Source organism: Fluviicola sp., from assembly GCF_029266855.1.
Taxonomy (GTDB): Bacteria; Bacteroidota; Bacteroidia; order Flavobacteriales_D; family Crocinitomicaceae; genus Fluviicola.
Window position 1 is genome coordinate 1181848 of record NZ_JAQSWB010000001.1, and the last position, 19627, is coordinate 1201474.

General features: G+C 41.1%; 15 protein-coding genes. 5 read left to right on the forward strand and 10 right to left on the reverse strand.

Annotated features, from left to right (window positions below):
* Positions 1 to 181: 181 nt before the first annotated feature.
* Genes K0S23_RS05370 through K0S23_RS05385 form a run of 4 tightly spaced genes read right to left on the reverse strand, consistent with a single transcriptional unit; the run spans position 182 to position 5689 of the window.
* Entirely contained in the window at positions 182 to 1648 is a 1467-nt protein-coding gene (locus K0S23_RS05370; RefSeq protein ID WP_300355320.1) for a T9SS type A sorting domain-containing protein, read from the reverse strand.
* Positions 1636 to 2865: a DUF5723 family protein gene (locus K0S23_RS05375; protein WP_300355321.1), complete on the reverse strand. Its 1230-nt coding sequence runs from the start codon at positions 2863 to 2865 to the stop codon at positions 1636 to 1638. The genes K0S23_RS05370 and K0S23_RS05375 overlap by 13 nt, the downstream gene beginning before the upstream one ends.
* Positions 2865 to 4439, reverse strand: a complete 1575-nt coding sequence (locus tag K0S23_RS05380) for a hypothetical protein (RefSeq protein WP_300355322.1) — start codon at positions 4437 to 4439, stop codon at positions 2865 to 2867. The genes K0S23_RS05375 and K0S23_RS05380 overlap by 1 nt, the downstream gene beginning before the upstream one ends.
* A 38-nt stretch (positions 4440 to 4477) precedes the next feature.
* Positions 4478 to 5689 (reverse strand): acetyl-CoA C-acyltransferase, encoded by a 1212-nt coding sequence (locus K0S23_RS05385; RefSeq protein WP_300355323.1) that lies wholly within the window; start codon positions 5687 to 5689, stop codon positions 4478 to 4480.
* Between the two features lie 163 nt (positions 5690 to 5852).
* Between K0S23_RS05385 and K0S23_RS05390 the strand changes: the two genes are divergently transcribed.
* Entirely contained in the window at positions 5853 to 6950 is a 1098-nt protein-coding gene (locus K0S23_RS05390) for a tetratricopeptide repeat protein (RefSeq protein ID WP_300355324.1), read from the forward strand.
* Between the two features lie 10 nt (positions 6951 to 6960).
* Positions 6961 to 9024, forward strand: a complete 2064-nt coding sequence (locus K0S23_RS05395) for an OmpA family protein (RefSeq protein ID WP_300355325.1) — start codon at positions 6961 to 6963, stop codon at positions 9022 to 9024.
* Positions 9025 to 9082: 58 nt separating this feature from the next.
* Here the strand turns inward: K0S23_RS05395 and K0S23_RS05400 are convergent, their stop codons facing one another.
* Genes K0S23_RS05400 through K0S23_RS05415 form a run of 4 tightly spaced genes read right to left on the reverse strand, consistent with a single transcriptional unit; the run spans position 9083 to position 12733 of the window.
* Positions 9083 to 10555 carry a DUF2079 domain-containing protein gene (locus tag K0S23_RS05400; protein ID WP_300355326.1) on the reverse strand — a complete coding sequence of 491 codons (1473 nt, stop codon included), beginning with the start codon at positions 10553 to 10555 and terminating at the stop codon, positions 9083 to 9085.
* A complete protein-coding gene (locus tag K0S23_RS05405; RefSeq protein WP_300355327.1) occupies positions 10552 to 10998 on the reverse strand; it encodes a GNAT family N-acetyltransferase in 447 nt (148 codons plus the stop codon). The genes K0S23_RS05400 and K0S23_RS05405 overlap by 4 nt, the downstream gene beginning before the upstream one ends.
* A gap of 43 nt (positions 10999 to 11041) precedes the next feature.
* Positions 11042 to 11434 (reverse strand): VOC family protein, encoded by a 393-nt coding sequence (locus tag K0S23_RS05410; RefSeq protein ID WP_300355328.1) that lies wholly within the window; start codon positions 11432 to 11434, stop codon positions 11042 to 11044.
* A 39-nt stretch (positions 11435 to 11473) separates the two neighbouring features.
* Complete coding sequence (locus K0S23_RS05415; RefSeq protein WP_300355329.1) at positions 11474 to 12733, reverse strand: DUF2130 domain-containing protein; 1260 nt, start codon at positions 12731 to 12733, stop codon at positions 11474 to 11476.
* A 449-nt stretch (positions 12734 to 13182) separates the two neighbouring features.
* On the opposite strand from K0S23_RS05415, the gene K0S23_RS05420 reads away from it, so the two are divergent.
* The 3 genes from K0S23_RS05420 (at position 13183) to K0S23_RS05430 (ending at position 15886) form a co-directional block, all read left to right on the forward strand.
* Positions 13183 to 14592: an FAD-linked oxidase C-terminal domain-containing protein gene (locus K0S23_RS05420; RefSeq protein ID WP_300355331.1), complete on the forward strand. Its 1410-nt coding sequence runs from the start codon at positions 13183 to 13185 to the stop codon at positions 14590 to 14592.
* Entirely contained in the window at positions 14589 to 15272 is a 684-nt protein-coding gene (locus K0S23_RS05425) for a YafY family protein (protein ID WP_300355333.1), read from the forward strand. The genes K0S23_RS05420 and K0S23_RS05425 overlap by 4 nt, the downstream gene beginning before the upstream one ends.
* A gap of 113 nt (positions 15273 to 15385) precedes the next feature.
* Complete coding sequence (locus tag K0S23_RS05430) at positions 15386 to 15886, forward strand: DinB family protein (RefSeq protein ID WP_300355335.1); 501 nt, start codon at positions 15386 to 15388, stop codon at positions 15884 to 15886.
* A 150-nt stretch (positions 15887 to 16036) separates the two neighbouring features.
* Here K0S23_RS05430 and K0S23_RS05435 read toward each other — a convergent pair whose 3' ends face one another.
* Complete coding sequence (locus K0S23_RS05435) at positions 16037 to 19234, reverse strand: PKD domain-containing protein (RefSeq protein WP_300355337.1); 3198 nt, start codon at positions 19232 to 19234, stop codon at positions 16037 to 16039.
* Positions 19235 to 19251: 17 nt separating this feature from the next.
* Positions 19252 to 19627, reverse strand: a 376-nt coding sequence (locus K0S23_RS05440; RefSeq protein WP_300355339.1) for a SprB repeat-containing protein, incomplete at its 5' end; no start/stop codon positions are given.

Sequence of the window (19627 nt, forward strand, 5' to 3'; positions counted from 1 at the left end):
GCGGCCCAGGGAATTTTTGTTAAAATCAGTACAAATATCGAGATAAGTACGGGATATATAAGGTCCGGCAAGTAGGATGGTATTTATTCAGGATGTTCTAATAACTTGTTAGAGTTAGCGCGAATGAGACTCGGGAGCACGAGCTATGAAGTTCGCGCTAGCTTAATTTCTATTAATCCGCTTACAACTTCATCAGCTTTGCTGTATACCAACTTCCATTCGACTGACAACGCATAATGTAAGTTCCTTTTTGCCAGGAAGAAGTTTCAATGGAGGAAATTTGAGAACGGGATGTGTAGATTTGCTTTCCCGTAAGATCAAGAACCTCCATGTATTCAAGCGGTTCTGAGGCATCAATCTGAATTGATTCTGTAAAGGGATTCGGATAAATGGTGATATCCGTGTTATTTTCCAAATCCTCCACCTTTAAAATGCTGTAAATGATTGGATTTCCACTTGCCGGAAAAGCATAGTCATTTCCAAGCTTAACAATGAACAAAGAACTTCCGCCTGTGCTGAAACCGGGATCCGTGTGATAACCAACCAACACTGCAAAACCATCGTTGGTTTGAATGATCTGATTCATTTGATCCTGGCCCAAACCGTTGTAACCACCTCCGTAACCACCCCAGTAAAATGCAGAAGCAAATAGGTTAATTACGAAGTCTTCGCCTCCGGCATAGGAATATTGAGGATCATTTCCCTGCGTTACTACAAAATATTTATCTCCCGGTGCGGCAGTGTAATTAACGAATCCCACATACCTGCTCGGATGATCGGCATAGCTGTCATCTGTTGCAACAAAATCACCATCCGGGTTGAGAAAAACACAGTAATTGTCTGAATCGGTCTTTCCGGTTTTCACTCCTTCTCCAACGCACTTCAAGGTATTTGAAACCAGCTGAATATCATTCAAAATATATTCCCCGTTACTTCCTGTCAAGGTGTCCCAAAGTAAAGTACCGTCAAAATGATAATATCCGATGTATGCTTTTGATTTTAATGAATCAGCCAAATATCCGGTACCAACAACTGCAAATGTGCTGTCGGTAACCAAAACCCCTTTATTCAGATAATCCAGGCCGATTCCACCTGCCTGATGGCTCCAAATCTCATTACCATCTTTATCAATGCGTGTAAAATAGCGGTCAGCAACTTGCTGCTGGTTCGCATCCGATTCTCCTAACATGACAATACTTGTATCGGGCAGTAAAATGGCATCGTGAAAGCGTTCCCATCCACCGTTGTCATACCATTTTTCCCATTGCTGATTTCCAGCCAGGTCAGTAAAAACAACATATCCGTCAAAGCCTCCCGTGCCGTTACTGGAAGAAGTTCCAACGATATAGTATCCGTAACCCGGAACAAAAATCACTCTTCGTCCTTCCTCAAACTCGGCGCCACCGTATTCCTTAGACCAAACATGAAAACCTTGCTTGTTTAATTTCAGAAGGAAGGCTTGTGAGGGAGCATCTTCAAAACTGGAAGAAGAACCGGTAACAATGTAACTGCTGTCGGGCAGTTGTGCTACACCTTCTGCTTTGTCATATCCGCCGCCACCAAAAACGTGGTAAAATGCAATCTGTCCTTTGGATTCCAAAGAATATGCAAGCAAAAGCAAAACAACTAAATATCTTAGAACACCCATGACAAACGAATTAATGCTGATTGACCATACCCTTTTTTAGATACCAAACCGTAAATATCGTCCGTACCCAATTGAACTCCGACCTTGTTTCCATGATACCCGAGCATTAATCCACCTCTTACAATTGAAGAACCTCCGAAAGCAGCATTGGCGGATACAGAAACACGTGGTACAAAACGATAAAACAATCCCACAAAACCTGTCGGAACAATTCCAATTGTCGGGTAAAAACGAATCCCGAAGAAACTTTGTAATTTTTTAGCTGACTCGAGGTCCACTAACTTCATGATTTGAATGTATGCAGGAACCATCACCCAACGTTTCACTTCTTTCTTTTCTATGTTCAATGAGTCAAGCAGTGAAAAATCATCTCCGAAAAGGTTCCCGTTATTCTTGATCTGATCCAATGTAAAACCACTGTATCTGTAAGTTGAATCGGCACTATACTGTGTTTGAGGCTCAAACATGTAGGCTGCTCCTAAATTCTGAATCGAAAACTGGAAGGTTGCTGAATCCTTTAACCAGGGAACTTTCAGGTAAAAATCAAAATCTACCACAAAACCGAGACCTTTACTGAATTCTTTTCCTTTTGAATAAGTCATATCACCGTTCAGGCGGAGACTTATGGAATCCAGGTTGGGATCTTGTGACAGTTTCCCTGTGCGGATATAGCCACCGAATTGATTTTGTACATTCACCACATTCAGGGTCAAAGAACTTCCTGTTTTTTTATGGTAAAACCCAAACCCTGCTTTCTGGAACTGCATTCCTGAAATGCGGGTGCCTGTTAAGTTAGCCGTATCTGCTCCCAAATAGCTGTTACCGTAAAATGTCAGTTTGAAAGCGTCCTTCGTGTAATTCACATTTCCGACAAGGTAATACCCTCCCTTTACCAGCCAGGAATACTTTCCGGATTTAAATAAATTCGTAGCACCCGAAACATAGGTAATTTCGCCTGATCCGAAAGTTCCGAAGCGATTGTTTGCCCTGTGTGACTTAAGTGTTCGATCCTTCATTTCCGAATCGATGTAACCACCAAATGCTAAGGTATTTACGAATTCCTTCTTCATTGAAGTTCCCGTAGCATCAAAATTGCCATTAATGAGTAAACGATTGCTCTGTAAAAGACTATCCCTGAAAACAGGAAAGGTAGATTGAGAGAAGAGCGAATTACCTGCTGTAAAAATGAATATGACCGCAAAAAAGAGTTTGTTCATTACAAGTGATTTTCAATAGTTAGATTCGCACCAAGTTTAAACTTGAAGAATGCATTTGCAGGTATTGGAACCTGCGTATTTGCACCACCTGCATTGTAAGTATTCAGTTTGAGCTTAATCATACAAAACTTTACCTTCCCGATGTCGTCACATACTGCTTCGGAAACGGGGAAGTAAACAACACTCTTCTTCTGCATAATTCCATTGACCACAGATCCGAATACACTGGATTCAATGGCACTTGTTCCCGAAACCACTGCCACTGTCTGATGATTTGCATCCAGTAAATAAAGTTCCAGGTTTCCTTCAAAAGGAAAAGCATTCATTGCATTTACCCAGATCTGACCTGATTTTACATTTGCTTTATTCGGATCATTCACCAGGCTGAGGGCGAAGGTATCCTGGAAGATCAAATCCGATAAACCGATGTTCAGCGGGAATAATCCGTTTAATTTCACCCTCAAAGGATAAGCATCATAAATCTCATCCCATCCGCCGGAAACATTTCCCCAAGGATTCATTTGAAGCTGGAAACTCAACTCATTCTTCGCTCCGTGATTTTCTACGTACTGCTCAAAATTGCTGTTTCCCGGTGTAAAATTTAATGTGGTGTTGCTTGGTGTAATATTTCCATTTGCCCCGGTTGCCGCATTGATTGTATTCCACGTGCCGATATTCGGATGGCTGAGTGCAACCGAATTTCCCGTAGCATTGATATTTTTAAGTGAGTTTATTTTGAATTTACCGTTGACTTTCAAGCCGTTTTCTATGGTCAGATCAAAAGTCATTGCATCTACATCCATTAGTCCGTCTGCAATATTATTCATTGCATCGATTTGAGCATATACGGTATCGGAAACCAGTTCATTTCCAAAATAACCCCGTGCATAATCCAATTGCACATCGTTCATCTTAAATTCAAAAATGATAGTATCTGTTGTCAGAACCGTGACTGCAGGTCCGGCCGGATCTGATTTCACCAGCATTTTAGACTGAATTTTATTATATGAAGTTCCGAATTCCCCGGTCAGATCAAGTTCATACCCGCTCAAATCTACAAACCCGGTAGCAATTCCCGGATTATTTTGTGTTCCTGCCGGAGCAATAAAATCTTGAGACAAAACCACTCCGTTCTTCTTAACTCCCGGAAGCTGAATCGTAAAGAGGGTTTTTGTTGCAATAGGATTAAACACCTTCAGTTGCACTCCACCCTGTTTCACACGGATTTTTTTTAATTGTACTTCTCCCAGGTCGATGACATGCTCTTCCACATTATTCACAAAGGAGGTTCCGGGTGCAGCAGTGATGTTTAAAGCCATATTAAACGTATTCCGCACACTGGTATCGGGCAGTTCTACAAAATCACTTAATTTAAACTCAAACAAAGAAGAATTGATGTCCAACACATAATTTCCCGAGACTACCGTCAGCAGGGAATCAGCAAGCAGATCAGACATAGTCAGGCTGTCATGGACAAGCGGAACTTGCCAATCCGTATCCCACATTGCTTTATCGCGCTTCTTACAAGAAGCAAAAGCAAGACCGATACAAAGCAAAAATAGGAGTTTTTTCATGGTATGTTAGAGATACAAAAATTCGAAATTGGTTGGAATTAAACCCGTTCAATTACAGTAGCATAACCCTGCCCAACTCCAATACACATTGTTACCAATGCATATTTTCCGCCTGTTCGCTGTAATTGATTCGCCGCAGCAAGTAAAATACGTGCTCCTGACATTCCAAGCGGATGTCCTAGTGCAATTGCTCCTCCATTCGGGTTGATCCTTGAATCACGGTCATCAAGCCCCATTGTTCTTGTACATGCAAGCACCTGAGCTGCAAATGCTTCATTTAATTCCAATACATCCATTTGATCCAACGTTAGTCCGGCTCTTTCCAGTGCTTTCCGGGAAGCTTCTACCGGGCCGATTCCCATAATACGCGGTTCAACACCTGAAGCGGCTGCAGAAACGATACGAACCAGCGGATTTAAATGATGATCTTTCAATCCCTGATCTGAGGCTAACAATAAAGCTGCAGCACCGTCGTTCAGTCCGGATGCATTTCCGGCAGTTACCGAACCATCTTTTTTGAAAGCCGGCTTGAGTGTTCCTAAAGTTTCCAAAGTTGTTCCCGGCCTCATAAATTCATCTTTATCAAAAACCAGGGGATCTTGTTTTTTACGTGGAATAGCTATTCCTGCTATTTCCTGGGCTAAGATTCCGGCATTTTGAGCAGCGGAAGCTTTTTCCTGTGACCAGGCAGCAAATTTATCCTGATCCTCTTTCGAGATATTGTGCAATTCAGCCAGGTTTTCAGCTGTCATTCCCATGGCGTCCGTTCCATACAACTCTTCCATCTTCGGATTGATAAATCTCCACCCGAAAGACGAATCATATAATTGCTGGTCTCTTCCAAAAGGTGTAGAAGATTTAGATAAAACCCACGGTCCTCTTGTCATATGCTCTATTCCTCCCGCAACATAAATATCTCCCGCACCGGTTTGAATTGCCCTTGCAGCATTCACTGCAGCAGACATTCCCGATGCACACAAGCGGTTTACCGTTTCTCCGCCAACAGAAATCGGGTACCCGGCTAACAACAAAGCCATACGGGCTACGTTGCGGTTATCTTCACCTGCCTGGTTAGCACATCCCAAAATCACATCCTCAATTACACCGGGATCCAGATTCGGAACTTTTTTCAACAATTCAGATAAAACGTGTGCAGCCAAATCATCAGCTCTAACCGGAGCCAATGTTCCTCCAAAATTTCCGATAGCCGTTCTTACACCAGCTACTATATATGCGTTGTTTGTCGCCATTAAATTCTTAGTTTAACTTCTTTTCAATTATTCCTTCACGAAATTACGGAATATTCTTTGTGATTCGGATTCTGTTTAAAGGTTCTCTGCACTGTTGATAAGTATTGACTTCATAAGGGGATATATTTTACTAAATTCAACACCCAAAACCAAATTACAAGCTATGAAAAAATCCATCTCAGTGATGGCAGGAATGCTATTCTGTAGTTTAATGTCTTTCTCTCAGATAGAAAGCATGACTCCGGCAGAACTCAGGTACCGTGATTCGATAACGAAATTGAATCAGAGTAACGCAGCAATTGCAGCAAGTCAGGAAGCCTACAACAAAGGAATTGAGCTTTTCAACCAAAAAAACTTTAAAGAAGCGGTTGCTTCCTTTAACAAATCCATTGCTTCAGATCCAAATTTTACGGCAGCCTATTACAATAAAGGTGTGGCGGAGAATGAAGCCGAAATGTACCAGGAGGCAGTTACTACCTTTACTACTTTAATCGGGAAGCAAAAGGGATACTCAAAAGCATATTTCCAAAGGGGGAAGGCTTACCAGGGTTTATCGGATTATTTAAAGTCCGAAAAAGACTACGAAGAGTCCATTAAATTGGATGCAAATAATCCGAAAGCGTACTACAACTACGGAACTTTAAAATTCTTGCAACAAGATTACAATGCTGCTATTAAATATTTTACAAAAAGTATCGAATTAGACGCTTCAAGTCCGATGGCATACAATGACCGCGGAAGTTGCTACCGCATGCTTGAAAATTATCCCAAAGCAATTGAAGATTACGAAGCGGCTCTTCGTAAAAACCCAAATTTGGCTTTTGTATTGAACAATGTAGGTACTACCAAAAAGAAAATGAAGGATTATGCGGGAGCATTGATTGCATTCAACAGAGCTATTTCCGTTGATGTCAATTTCTTTTTAGCATACAATAACCGTGGAGTAACACTGATTGAAAAAGGAAGTTTGGATGATGCGATCAAGGATTTTGAAAAAGCCTTATCCATTAACCCCAAATATGCTCCGGCAGCATCTAATTTATCAGGGATTTATTTCAAAAGAAAAGATTTTAAGAAAGCGGAAGAATTCGCTTCCAAAGCGATCAGCATTGACCCAAATTATGCTTCAGCTTATGTAAACCGAGGAATGGCGCGCGAAATGCTGCGAAAAATGGAAGAAGCTTGCAGCGATTGGAAAAAAGCAAGTGATCTCGGGTCAACAGAAGGAAAAACATGTCATTCAGGAAACTGTAGCAATTAAAATCAAAACGATGAAAAAATTACTTATGCTAGTCGTTATTGGTTTAACGACAAATTTATTCGGACAAAACGTAGATTTCAAATCTGCAAACTTCAAAGAAGATAAAGAAGGATTAAAAGTTGCAACCACAGCTATTGATAAAGGAGACGAATTCTACAAAGTAGGAATCGAGTCCGTATTTGCTGTTCAGGATTTCGGAACAAATTTCAAAAGTGCCCTGAAAGAGTATGAAAAGGCTCAAAAATTCAATCCGAACAATGCCTTGCTCAATTACAAAATCGGGGTTTGTTATGCAAATTCTACCAATCCTGTTTCTTGTATCAATTACATCAAAACAGCTCAGAAATTGGATCCTAAGTGTGATCCCTTCCTGAATTTCTACCTGGGATATGCTTCCCAATTGGAAGGGAAATACGACGAAGCCTCCAAGTATTACCTCACATTTGAAACGGAATATAAAAAAGCCGATGATTTCATGAAATTTGTGAATCAACGCAGAAAACAATGTGCTACGGCTAAAAAATTCGAAGCTTCACCTGTTCGCTGCTGGATAGACAATGTTCCTTCATTAAATACGGAGAACGATGAGATCGCTCCATCTATTTCTACAGACGGTTCTGAAATGATCTTAAGCTCAAACAGACCAAACAGTCATGAAGCAAATGCATTGGGAGTTTACGATTACGAAATCTATTCTTCAACGCTTTTGGAAAACTGGTCAACTCCGACAAAACTTCTTGGACCGATTAACTCTAACAATGACGACATTTCGAATTGTCTTTCTTACGACGGAACCAAAATGCTATTGCACCGGGATGTTGGCGGACAAACGGATATCTTCGAATCCAAATTGAAGGGGAACGAATGGTCCGACCCAAAAACGATGAGCATTTTTATCAGCACCGATAAAAATAACGAACGTTATGCCTGTTACAATGAAGACGGATGGAAAATCTATTTCTGCCGTGACAATGACGTACGCGAAACTGGATCTGAAGTCATGTTCTCCGGAATGCAGAATAAAATGAAACAGGATTACATGATCGGAACCATGCTGACGGGTGTAAACTCCAAATTCAATGACGGACCTATTTACATTCACATCGACGGTGAAAGTATGTTCATCGCATCCGAAGGTCACGAAGGAATGGGAGGATATGATATCTTCGTTTCGAAGAAAGTACAAGGTCAGTGGACAACTCCTGTAAATATGGGATATCCGATCAACAGTCCTTATGACGACTTCTTTTTTGCTTCAACTGCCAATGGAAAGTTTGCATACATTTCCTCAAACAGATCCGGAGGAAAGGGCGGTTATGACATTTACAAAGTGACTTTCTGGGGTCCTGAGAAAAAACCGATTTCAGAAACGGAAGATTATTTGCTTGCCAGTATTGTGATGCCGGTAAAAGACCACAATATTGAAAAGTCGGTTGAAGTAAAGAAAAAGAGTTTAACGGTATTTAAAGGAATCACTATTGATGCGATTTCAAGAAAACCGGTTGAAGCTCAAATTGACATTACGGATAACGCGACTGGAAAAGTAATTGAAACATTCACTACCAATTCAGCAACAGGGAAATTCATTATCACATTGAATTCGGGGAAAAATTACGGTATCGCCGTGAAAGCTACCGGCTACCTGTTCCACTCAGAGAACTTCGATATTCCAAGCGGTGCTGATGACAATTTGGTGAACAAAGTGATCGAATTAAAGAACATCGCTATCGGGTCAAAGATCGCACTTCGCAATATTTTCTTTGATGTAAACAAAGCTTCTCTCCGACCTGAGTCGAATGCAGAAATGGAGCGATTGGTTCAGTTACTGAAAGATGTTCCGAATTTGAAGATCGAAATTTCAGGACACACGGATAATACCGGTTCTGCAACGATCAATGAAACACTTTCACAGCAACGTGCAGAAGCAGTTGTTTCTTATTTGACACAAAAGGGAATTGCTGCAAACAGAATGGTTGCGAAAGGTTACGGTTCATCGAAACCAATTGCATCAAACAATTCGGAAGACGGGAAACAACAAAACCGCAGGACAGAATTCGAGATTAAAGGAAATTAATCACAGATAATAATATTTAAGAACAAGAAAGGGCCGCGATTAATTGCGGCCTTTTCTGTTAATGGCTTTTTCGTTTTTTCACTAAAAATACTTCGTTGTTGTCAACCAGCTTAATCCAGGCTCCGGATCTTCTGTAATGGTCTATTCCTGCCCTGAAAACAGAATCCTGGAAAACAGGATAGAAAACATCCTTTTTAGCCAGCAATATATATTCTGCGTCCTTTATTACCGGATACGTATAACAAAAATCACGATTCGCCAAATGAGGCACAAGGCTAGTTTGGCAAGAAACAATTGCATCATCGGGAATAAGCCCGAATGCTTCGTATACCGGTTTGATATCGTATTCTTTTACGTAATGTTCTTTAGAAAGAAAATCGAGGTTCTTCTCCGGTGCATACAAATAAGCTGCTCCCAGCCTTTTATAAGTCATACTCATTGCCAGGACAACCATTATCCCTGCGGAAATCTTCCTGAAAGTACTTTTCTTTAGTTTGCCAATCACTTCAAAAATCCCAATAGCGAGTATCGGGGCAAACTCAATACAATAGTGATAGCCGGCTCCCCAGAGTGTAAAGGTATTGTGAAATAATTTTTGAAAAAAAATCGGAATCAGCATCAGCAGGTAAACAGGACGGAAGAACAATAAAAGGATACCCGAAAAAAGCAGGTATTTGATTAAATCCGACTTCAGATTATCAGCTGTCACATCGCCGCTGAAGTTGGAAACCATCAATTGAAATGAATCAAGCGGGTGCATCACAAGGTATGTAACAGCCTCACCGATCGTAGTTCCCAGGTGACTATAGTTAAAGTGGGGATACTTTCCATTGACAGCAAGACCGGGCATCACAAATTTCATGATTACCATAAAATAGATCAGTGAAAAAAAACCTGAAATAACATAGAACAGGAACCACTTTCTATCCTTCCTGCTGAGGATTGCGAGCCCAAAACAAATGAATGCGATCCAAAGTGCGCTGTTTTCTTTTCCGAGCCATAAGATTACGATCATCAAAATGCAGCGGCCCATTTTTCGTTCTTTGGAAAACACAAAAAGCCATGGAACCAGCATAGCAACAACTACACTATCATGGAAATCATAGGCCAATGCAATGTGAACACCAAAAAACGAAAAGAAAAACAGCATGGCAAAAGCAGCCAAGAAGCGATCTTCCACGAAATAACGATACACTCCCAAACCGCCAAAAAGCACACTCACAATCTGAATTATTAACAAAGTATAGGAACCAAAGATCCATACCAACGGAGAATATGCTATCAAATAAATATCAAAGTGATCGGCAAGTAAATTCTCGGGAACTGTTTTGAATATTGAACTGTCATTCCATTGAAAATGAGAATAATCGTAAAGTGAATTCGAATAAAGTCCAAGATCCAGGGCATAGGTTCGAAATAAGTAGTGATTTACCAGGGAAATGAGTGAATAGATAATTGCGAAAGCAAGAATGATTAAATATTTTTCAGGAAGTGCTTTAAATACAAAAACTATATTTTTTAAACGATTCATCTGGCTCCAATATACTTCATATCATACAAATCATAACCCGGTGACCAATAATCGTTCACTGCTTCTTTCAGTTCAAAACCGCATTTTTCATAAAACTGATACGTAAACTGGGAAGTTCTCACTCCTATCTCTTCAACAAGATGTATTTTCTTCAATCGTTCAACACGAAAAGCTACCAGGGTTTTTCCTATTCCACGTTTTTGATAATCCGGATGAATGATGTCCCAGCTTAAAACACCTTTATTTTTATCTTTTTGAATATTTATCCCCCCACAGGCAAGCACTTTATTATCGCATTCAACAACAAAGTAATCTTCTGATTCAGTATCCAAATAAGTTTGAAGATCCGACTTTTCCTCCGGAGCAAAATACTGCGGACAGTTCAAATCGAACAAAAGCAGCAAGGTCGCTTTATCATCCGGATGGTAATTTCGAATATGCATTTTTACAATTCCAAATAATTCGTAATTCGTAATTCGTAATTATTTAATCCATCGGAGTACAAATTTCTATCAGGAAACCATCAAAGTCGCGAACGTATGCCACCATCTGACCCCAGGGTTTTTCGCGTGGTTCTTCCAGCAATGTTGCGCCCGCAGCAATCGCTTTATCAACCAATTCCTGCACATCGACAGTAGTAAAACCCAACTCAATTCCAAAAGGTTTCGTTTTCAGATCGCTTTCCTGGAACCCATCTTTCAGATTGGATTTTGCAAGTGACAAAGCAGCAAAAGATAAAGTGGTGGTACCGGTATTCAATTCAGCATATTCATCGCCCGGAGCAATAAACCGCACTTCAAGTCCAAATGTCTTGGAATAAAATTCGGCGGTTCTTTTTACATCCGAGACATATAAAATAGTGTATGCAAATCTGATCATATTTTTTAGTATTAGTTATTGGTGATGTGTGTTCATTTCTTAATCTTCATCATCGTCCTGCTTATCGAAATCCGGCAGTTCCAGGGCTTTTACTTCCTGGACGGCATTTCCGGCAATTCCTCTTACAGAGCCATACATATCAATCGTATTAACAATGACTTTTTCAATTTGTTTTTCACGCTGCTTCCAAATACGCTGCATCGATCGTTTCTCGCTTTCCAGGTCGGCCTTCATTTGAGTAAATCCTTCCACGATCGCTTCGACCTGCATCCTGAATGTAGAACTGGTAAGGAAATCATAAAGCAAATGCATTTTGTCACCCTTATTTTCCTGCGCAACTAATGTACTGCTAATTTGAATAATGGTTTCCCGCAACACATAGCAAAGCCCTTTAAACTCCTCATAGGTACAGATCCAAACACCGTCTTTCTGGCCCATTCGCTGTAAATCCGAAGGCATTACTTCGGTAACCAACACTCCCATATCACACCCTTTGTCGCGCATATCCGCTTTGAACTTCTCAATCCAGGATGGTTGGAAGTCCTTGGCACGTTTGGATTCGTAATAGATTCTTCCGCAGTTTTGCTGAGTCCTGGTATGAACTGTTTGAATACAATCTCCGCCACGTGCCCCTTTCCTGATTTCCTCAATCGTATCCATCGGGAAACTCGCCATCAGCCACTCCTCAATTGCCAGTTCCTGGACTTCTCCCTGCAACTGCATGGAACCCTGTTCCTGCTTGCGCTTCATTTCTTCCGTGAGTTTTTTCTGATCTTCGAGCTGTTTTAACAATTCCCTGATACGTAACTCATTACGTTCTTCTTCCGATCTTCTGATTTTTTCCTTCTCCTCCTGGATCTGAAGACTTAGTTTTCTCTGAGATTCAGCTTCAACCACCTCTTTCAGCTCATCTTTTTCCCGCTTCAATTTTTCAATTTCAGCCTTTGTGCGGTTCAATTCTTTGATCTGCTCGGATTTCTCGTTCAATTCCTTTTGAAGATCGGCAAACTGTTCACCTTGTTCCAGGATCAGTTTTGCTTTCAGTTTCTCTTCCAGGTTTTTGCGTTCTTCCTTTAGTTTTTGTTCAAATCGTTCCTGGAAAAGCTCGTTTTCTCTTCGTTTTTTCTCCTCAAACTCTTCTTTCTCACGCAGTAAAATATCCTGCTTTTTGGCAAACTCATTCCGCGTCTCGTTGAGTTCATTTTGATATTTACGCTGAATTTGTTCTTCCAGCTGATGAGCCAAAATATCATTCACATCGATTTGGGTACCGCAATTCGGACAAGCAATTTGATTCATAAACAGCAAAAATTGAACAAACTAAAATTACTAAGGTTTCACCAATAATTCAGGATTATCTGCATCAAAAGCAAAAAATCATGCCTGATTATCCTTTTTTATTCGAAACGAGCATTCCTATGGCATTTCTTTTCTATTCATGCTATTATCGAAAGCTATCGCTTATTCCTCGTTACTGCCGCACTAACGCTTACGCAGTAGCTTGTGCCATCGCTAAAGCTATTGGCGACATGCGATCAGCGTAGGAGCAACGTTTGTTGTAACTCAGTCTTTCCGCCGCGGCGGACTGTCGCTTATCCCTCGTTACTGCCGCACTAACGTTTGTTGTAACTCAGTCTTTCCGCCGCGGCGGACTGTCGCTTATCCCTCGTTACTGCCGCACTAACGTTTGTTGTAACTCAGTCTTCAAAAGCTGTCGCTTTTTCTTACTTTTACTGAAAATCCGTACAATGACAAGCGTTCTTGAAGAGAAACACATTCATTTTTTCACTCATTTACTCGGCAACCGGATCCAGGTGGGAGAAGCAATTGATTCCAGGTATGCATCCGATCATACGGAAGATTTTGTATTCTATCCTTCCATCGTTGTGAAACCGGAGACAGTGGAAGAAGTCTCTGCCGTTATGAAGTATTGTTATGAAAATGACCTGATTGTAACTCCTTCCGGAGCGAGAACGGGTTTGAGCGGCGGTGCACTGGCAAATTACGGAGGAGTTCTCCTGAGTTTGGAACGAATGAACAAGATTATCCAGATCGATGAGAAAAACCACCAGGTTATTACAGAACCTGGTATTGTCACTGAAGAACTTCAAAATGCCGTTAAAGCAGTTGGTTTGTTTTATCCACCAGATCCGGCCTCCAAAGGTTCCTGCTTTATTGGCGGAAACATTGCAGAAAACTCGGGCGGGCCAAAAGCAGTTAAATACGGAGTAACGAAAGATTGGGTTTTGAACCTGGAAGTTGTTTTGCCCAACGGAGACATTCTTTGGACAGGTGCCAATGTGATCAAAAATGCAACCGGGTACAATTTAACTCAGTTAATTATTGGTAGCGAGGGGACACTGGCAGTTGTAACCAAGATCGTGTTGCGTTTAATTCCTCATCCGACACATACCTTGCTTTTACTCATCCCTTTTAGAAGCGGTGTTGAGGCCTGTGAGGCAGTAGGAAAAATTTTCATGGCAGGGATCATTCCAAGCGGATTGGAATATATGGACCGGGATGCAATTAGTTTCACCACACCCTATGTGGACGATGCACCGGATCTGTTAAAAGATGATCATGACGCGCATTTGCTGGTAGAATTAGACGGATTCAACATGGATGTGCTGATGCAGGAGTGCGAGAAAATCATGGAAATCGTAGAACAATTCGATATTGATGAGATTCTCTTTGCAGAAACAGATGCTCAAAAAGAAAGTCTGTGGCGTTTGCGGAGAAAGATCGGAGAGTCTGTAAAAACACATTCCATTTATAAGGAAGAGGATACGGTCGTTCCGCGGAATGAATTGCCTCAGCTCCTTAGAAAAGTAAAAGAACTTGAACAGAAATACGGATTTAAATCGGTTTGTTACGGACATGCCGGAGATGGAAATCTGCACGTAAACATTATTAAAGATCAGCTGGACGACGATACCTGGAATAACCAGCTTCCCCATGCCATACGCGAATTATTCACCGAAGTGGTTCGTTTGGGAGGAACAATTTCGGGGGAACATGGAATCGGTTTAGTGCAAACTCCTTATATGGATTTGGCTTTCAGTGAAACAGGACTTGATCTGATGCGCTCAATTAAACATGTTTTCGATCCAAAGAACCTATTGAACCCAGGAAAAGTTTTACCAGTAAAGAACCTATGAACCGAGTAGACCGTTTATTTGGAATAGTTACCCTGCTCCAATCCCGCAAATATGTAAGTGCAGAAAAGATCTCTGAAAAATTTGAAATCAGTGTCCGGACTGTCTACAGAGATATTAAAGCAATCGGAGAAGCCGGGATTCCGGTCAGTTTTGAGCCCAATAAAGGTTATTTTATTATTCCCGGATATTTCACCCCTCCTGTTTCATTTACGCTGGATGAAGCAAATGCTTTACTACTGTCTCAATCCTTGATCGGCGGATTCGGGGATCGTTCCGTTCAATCGACATTTGATAGTGCCTTAACCAAGATCAAAGCAGTTTTAAAACAGGTTGACAAAGAAAAACTGGCACTTTTAGACCAGAGTATCAAATTGCAGTTACCGGAAAGACTGAATTTTGAATTTGAATATTTATCAAAAATCCAGCATGCGATTATTGAACAAACTCAGATCAAAATTACTTACCGGAGTTTGAAGGATGAACTTTCAGAACGCGTCATTGAACCTATCGGCTTGGTTTTTTATGCCTTTTCATGGCATTTGATCGGTTATTGCCAACTTCGCGGAGATTACCGTGATTTCAAGGTTGAACGGATAAAAGAACTGAGAAGCACCCATCTTCCATTTGAAACAACTTCTCACATTTCACTCAGTGATTATAAGCTTCCGGTAAATTATTAACTCAAATCTTCATCTCATTTTTGCCTTTTGAATTAATAATTTTCAATTAAAAAAAACAGGCTGCCATAGGGTTGTCAGTGTCCTGCCTTTTCTTTGTATAAAATATAGAAATCATGACAAGAAAAGAGCAATTACAGGCACAGTTAGCCGCAGAAGCAAAAACTACCAGAAAGTTTATTGAAGTATTTCCCTTTGATAAAAAGGACTACCAGGTTCATGAAAAGAGCATGAAAATTGTAGATATTTTCCTTCACATCATCGACCTTCCACTTTGGGCGGAAATGGCTGTTACAACTGATGAACTGGACTTTGAAACAGCTCCTTATGATCCGAAACAATTAAATTCGGTTGAAGAAGCCATGACTTACTTCAATGAATGTGTCGACAAAGGAATGACTGCATTAAAAAATGCCGATGATTCTGTTTTTGATGAAAATTGGACACTTCGCTCAGGTTCTACTGTTTATTCTGTAAGTACGAAAGAAGAAGTTGTGCGAATGGCTCACAATCAAACAATTCATCATCGTGCTCAATTGGGAGTAAACTACCGATTGCTTGGAATACCGGTTCCACAAAGTTATGGACCTACAGCAGATTATCCTGATTTTAAATAGCAAAAAATGGCGGGAAAATTTTCCCGCCATTCATATAAGTATTTCTTTTTATGACCGCATTCATTTTTCATTCTGCGTATCGGCAATTTGTCATGGCGGAACTCAACTCAGTTTTTATAAACTTCGCCGGCTCTTGTTACCAGCTGACATTTATTTCAGCATGCTCACATGCCCTTCGTATCTGCGAGCTTTTTTATCGCCTCCTCCTTTAGCAACGATCAACCAGGTATAAACACCTTCTTTTACTGAAACTCCATGGTAAGTTCCGTCCCATCCGAAGTTAACATCATGAGATTCGAACAATATTTCACCCCATCTGTCGATGACAGTAAACGTATAATCATCTAGAACCATTCCGTCAGGAACTACCGGTCTGAATACATTGTTAAACTCGTCTCCGTCCGGTGTAAAGGTATTCGGAACATAGATAAGGAATTCTTCAACAAATACTATCGGTTTACAGATTTCGTTTATACATCCTTCCGGAGAAGTAACTGTCAAACAAACCTGGTAACTTCCAGCCTCAATATCTCCATGATTAATGATTGGATTTTCAAGTGTTGAAGTTCCATAAGCTCCGAAGTCCCAGTCGTATGTAGCTGCATTCACAGAATTATCATAGAAATGAACTGTAGAATTGACTGTTGTAGGTGGTACCGGGCTCCATGTGAAGTTCGCAATTGGATCCGGCACGACACAAACGATATTCGACAAAGTTGTATCTGTAATACAACCATCCGCTGTAGTGATCTGAACCGATACATCATAACATCCAACCGGTGTGTACACGTGTGAAACGCTCGATGTTCCACTGCCTGTTGAGCCATCACCGAAATTCCATTGAGCATCTGTGATTAAAGCTGCTGTTCCTGCAGGGAAATCAAATGTAGCTGAAAGCGGTGAACATCCTGAAGCAGGTGAAACCAAAAACTCAGGACTAGGCAATGCGTAAATTTGTACAGTTACAGGTAAAGTATCGTATTTATAACATTCATCATGTGCCACCATTAATACGGTTTCGGATCCATTTGGTGTGTAAGAATAAGTAGCTCCAGTTGCAAGTGTATCATGCGTAGTTGGAGTCAGCCATTCATATGTATATCCAGGTAAACCATCCACACCGGAACCTGTCATTGTAACCGCCTGTCCGGGACAAGCCATTACAGGTGTTGTTACCGAAGCAACAAATGGAGTTCTCACGGTTACGTTCGCACTTTGCACATTGGATGCACATCCGTTCTGATCATAAACCGTACAGGTAAATGTTGCCGGAGCTGTTAAGTTCACATTCAAATATTGTGTTGTATCACCGGTGTTCCAAACAAAATAGTAAGGAGTAGTTCCACCGGTTGCATTACCTGATAAAGTACCGTATCCATCATAACAGATCAACAAACCGTCTTCCGGAATAGCTCCCTGAACTAATAGCTGAGGCTGTCCTATCGTAATTGTACCCGACTGTGTACATCCTGCAGCGTCCTGAATTTGAATCGTATAAGTATTAGCACACAAACCATTAAACACATTTGAAGCCTGGAAGTTGGCACCATTGTCAACACTATAACCTGTTGCCAAATTTGAATTGATCGTAATCGTACCATTACAGTCACCATTACACAATGCATCTGTAGCACTTGTACTTGTGATAACAAGTAATGGAGGTTGAGTAATATTGAAGGCTTCAACAATAAAACATCCATTGTCATCAGTGATTGTTACATCATAGGAAGCCGCACATAACGCGTTTGCTGTGTTTGAACCTGTTGATCCATTCGACCAGGCATAGTTATAAGGAACCGTACCACCAGTCATCGTAACAGTTGCATCACCATCACAAACTCCATGACAGCTTGCATTATTTGTTACCATATTCTGAACTGCCAACTGTGCAGGTTCAGTTACGATAACAGACGTATTTAGCAAGCACCCATTTGCATCTTTTACAACTGTACTGTAAGTTCCCGCGCTCAGGAACTGCACTGTTGTCTGGCCTGAGAATGAAGCACCGTTATCCGTACTATACGTGTAAGGACCTGTTCCTCCTGAAGCATTGAAAGTAATTTCTCCGGTGCTGTTATTAAAACATGTCAGAGCAGTTGGCGTAACCGTTGCCGCGAGTGGAGCTGGTTCGGTTACAGTAACCGGCTCAGAATCCGAACAACCATTTTGGTCAGTAACTGTCAAGGTATAATTTCCTGCACAAATATTTGTAATTAAAGATCCTGCCTGTGGAGTTCCTATTGAGTAAGTCATTACTCCCGTTCCTCCTGAAACAGTTACCTGCAATTCCCCGTCGCATGCAGCATTACAAGATACATTTTCAACAGCTGATCCAATAATTACAGGAGAAGCCAAGTTGGAAATTGAAATAGAAGTATCAGCCTCACAATTATTCGCATCGTGAATGAATATATTGTATAAGCCTGCACTTAATCCGGTATAAGTGGATGTCGGCGAATATGTCATAGAATTATCAATGCTGTAAGTATAAGCTCCTGTACCTCCGGAGCCTGTGAGTACCAATTGACCGTTTGAAGCAGCACATGTTTCATCAGTCGGAACAACATTCAGTGTTACAGCAGCCGGTTCAGTAATTACCTGGACAGCTGTAATGAAACAATCATTGTCATCCTTAATTTGAATATCGATGTTTCCTGCGCACAAGTTATCGAGCGTGGAAGAAACAAAATAGTTCAACCCGTTATCCGGACTATATAAATACGGTGCCGTTCCACCCGAAGCATTCACAACGATCTGTCCGTCACATGCGTCAAAACACTGAGCATTGGCAGGAGTATATGTAGCAGTTAACTGAGCCGGTTGATTTACAGTTACTGTTCCGGTAACCTGACATCCTGCAGCATCCTGCGTAATCAAATTATAGGTTCCGGCAGCTAAACTGAAGAAAGACTCAATCGGTGAAAAGTTAGTACCATTATTGATACTGTATTGATAAGCTCCGGTTCCTCCAGTAGCTCCAATTTGAATCCCCCCTGAATTATCGTTAAAACAAGCCAGGTCGAAAACCGTAGTAGCCATTGCCAATGGTGGCGCCTGTGTCAAAGTAACTGTTGAATAAACGATACATCCATTAACATCCGTAACGGCAAGATCATAGGTTCCGGCAGCTAAACCTGTAAAAGTACTTCCTGCTTGGAAATTAGCTCCATTATCAATACTATACTCATATGCACCTGTTCCCCCCGTTACATTGGTAAAACTTATCACTCCGCTGTTACCGCCGTTACAGCTGATGTTCGTTAAATTGGTGCCGAACTGAATTTCCGCTGGCTGATCTGTTACGAATGGAATTGTAAATACACAGTTACCAGCATCCGAAATGGTCACAATGTGTGATCCGAAAGCTAAATTAGGGAAGAACCCGCTAAATTGAGATTAGGGAAGAACCCGCTAAATTGAGATGCCCCATTGTCCAATTCGTAACTGATAGGTAATGCACCGCTTACGTTTGTCACCTCAATTGTACCATCTGCAACACCAAAACAATTTGCATCCGTTTGAATAAGGACAATACCCTGCATTTCAACATCGCTGATACCGAAGAATACCGATTCGGAACATCCTAACTGATCGACAGCAGTAATTTCATAAGCACCACCGTATAAGTTGGTAAACGTTCCACTCGCTTGGAAAGGACCACCATTCATTGAATAAGTGAAAGGTCCGTTTGTTCCGTTTGCTGCTACGGTAATGGCTCCGTTGTTAAATCCACAATTGGAT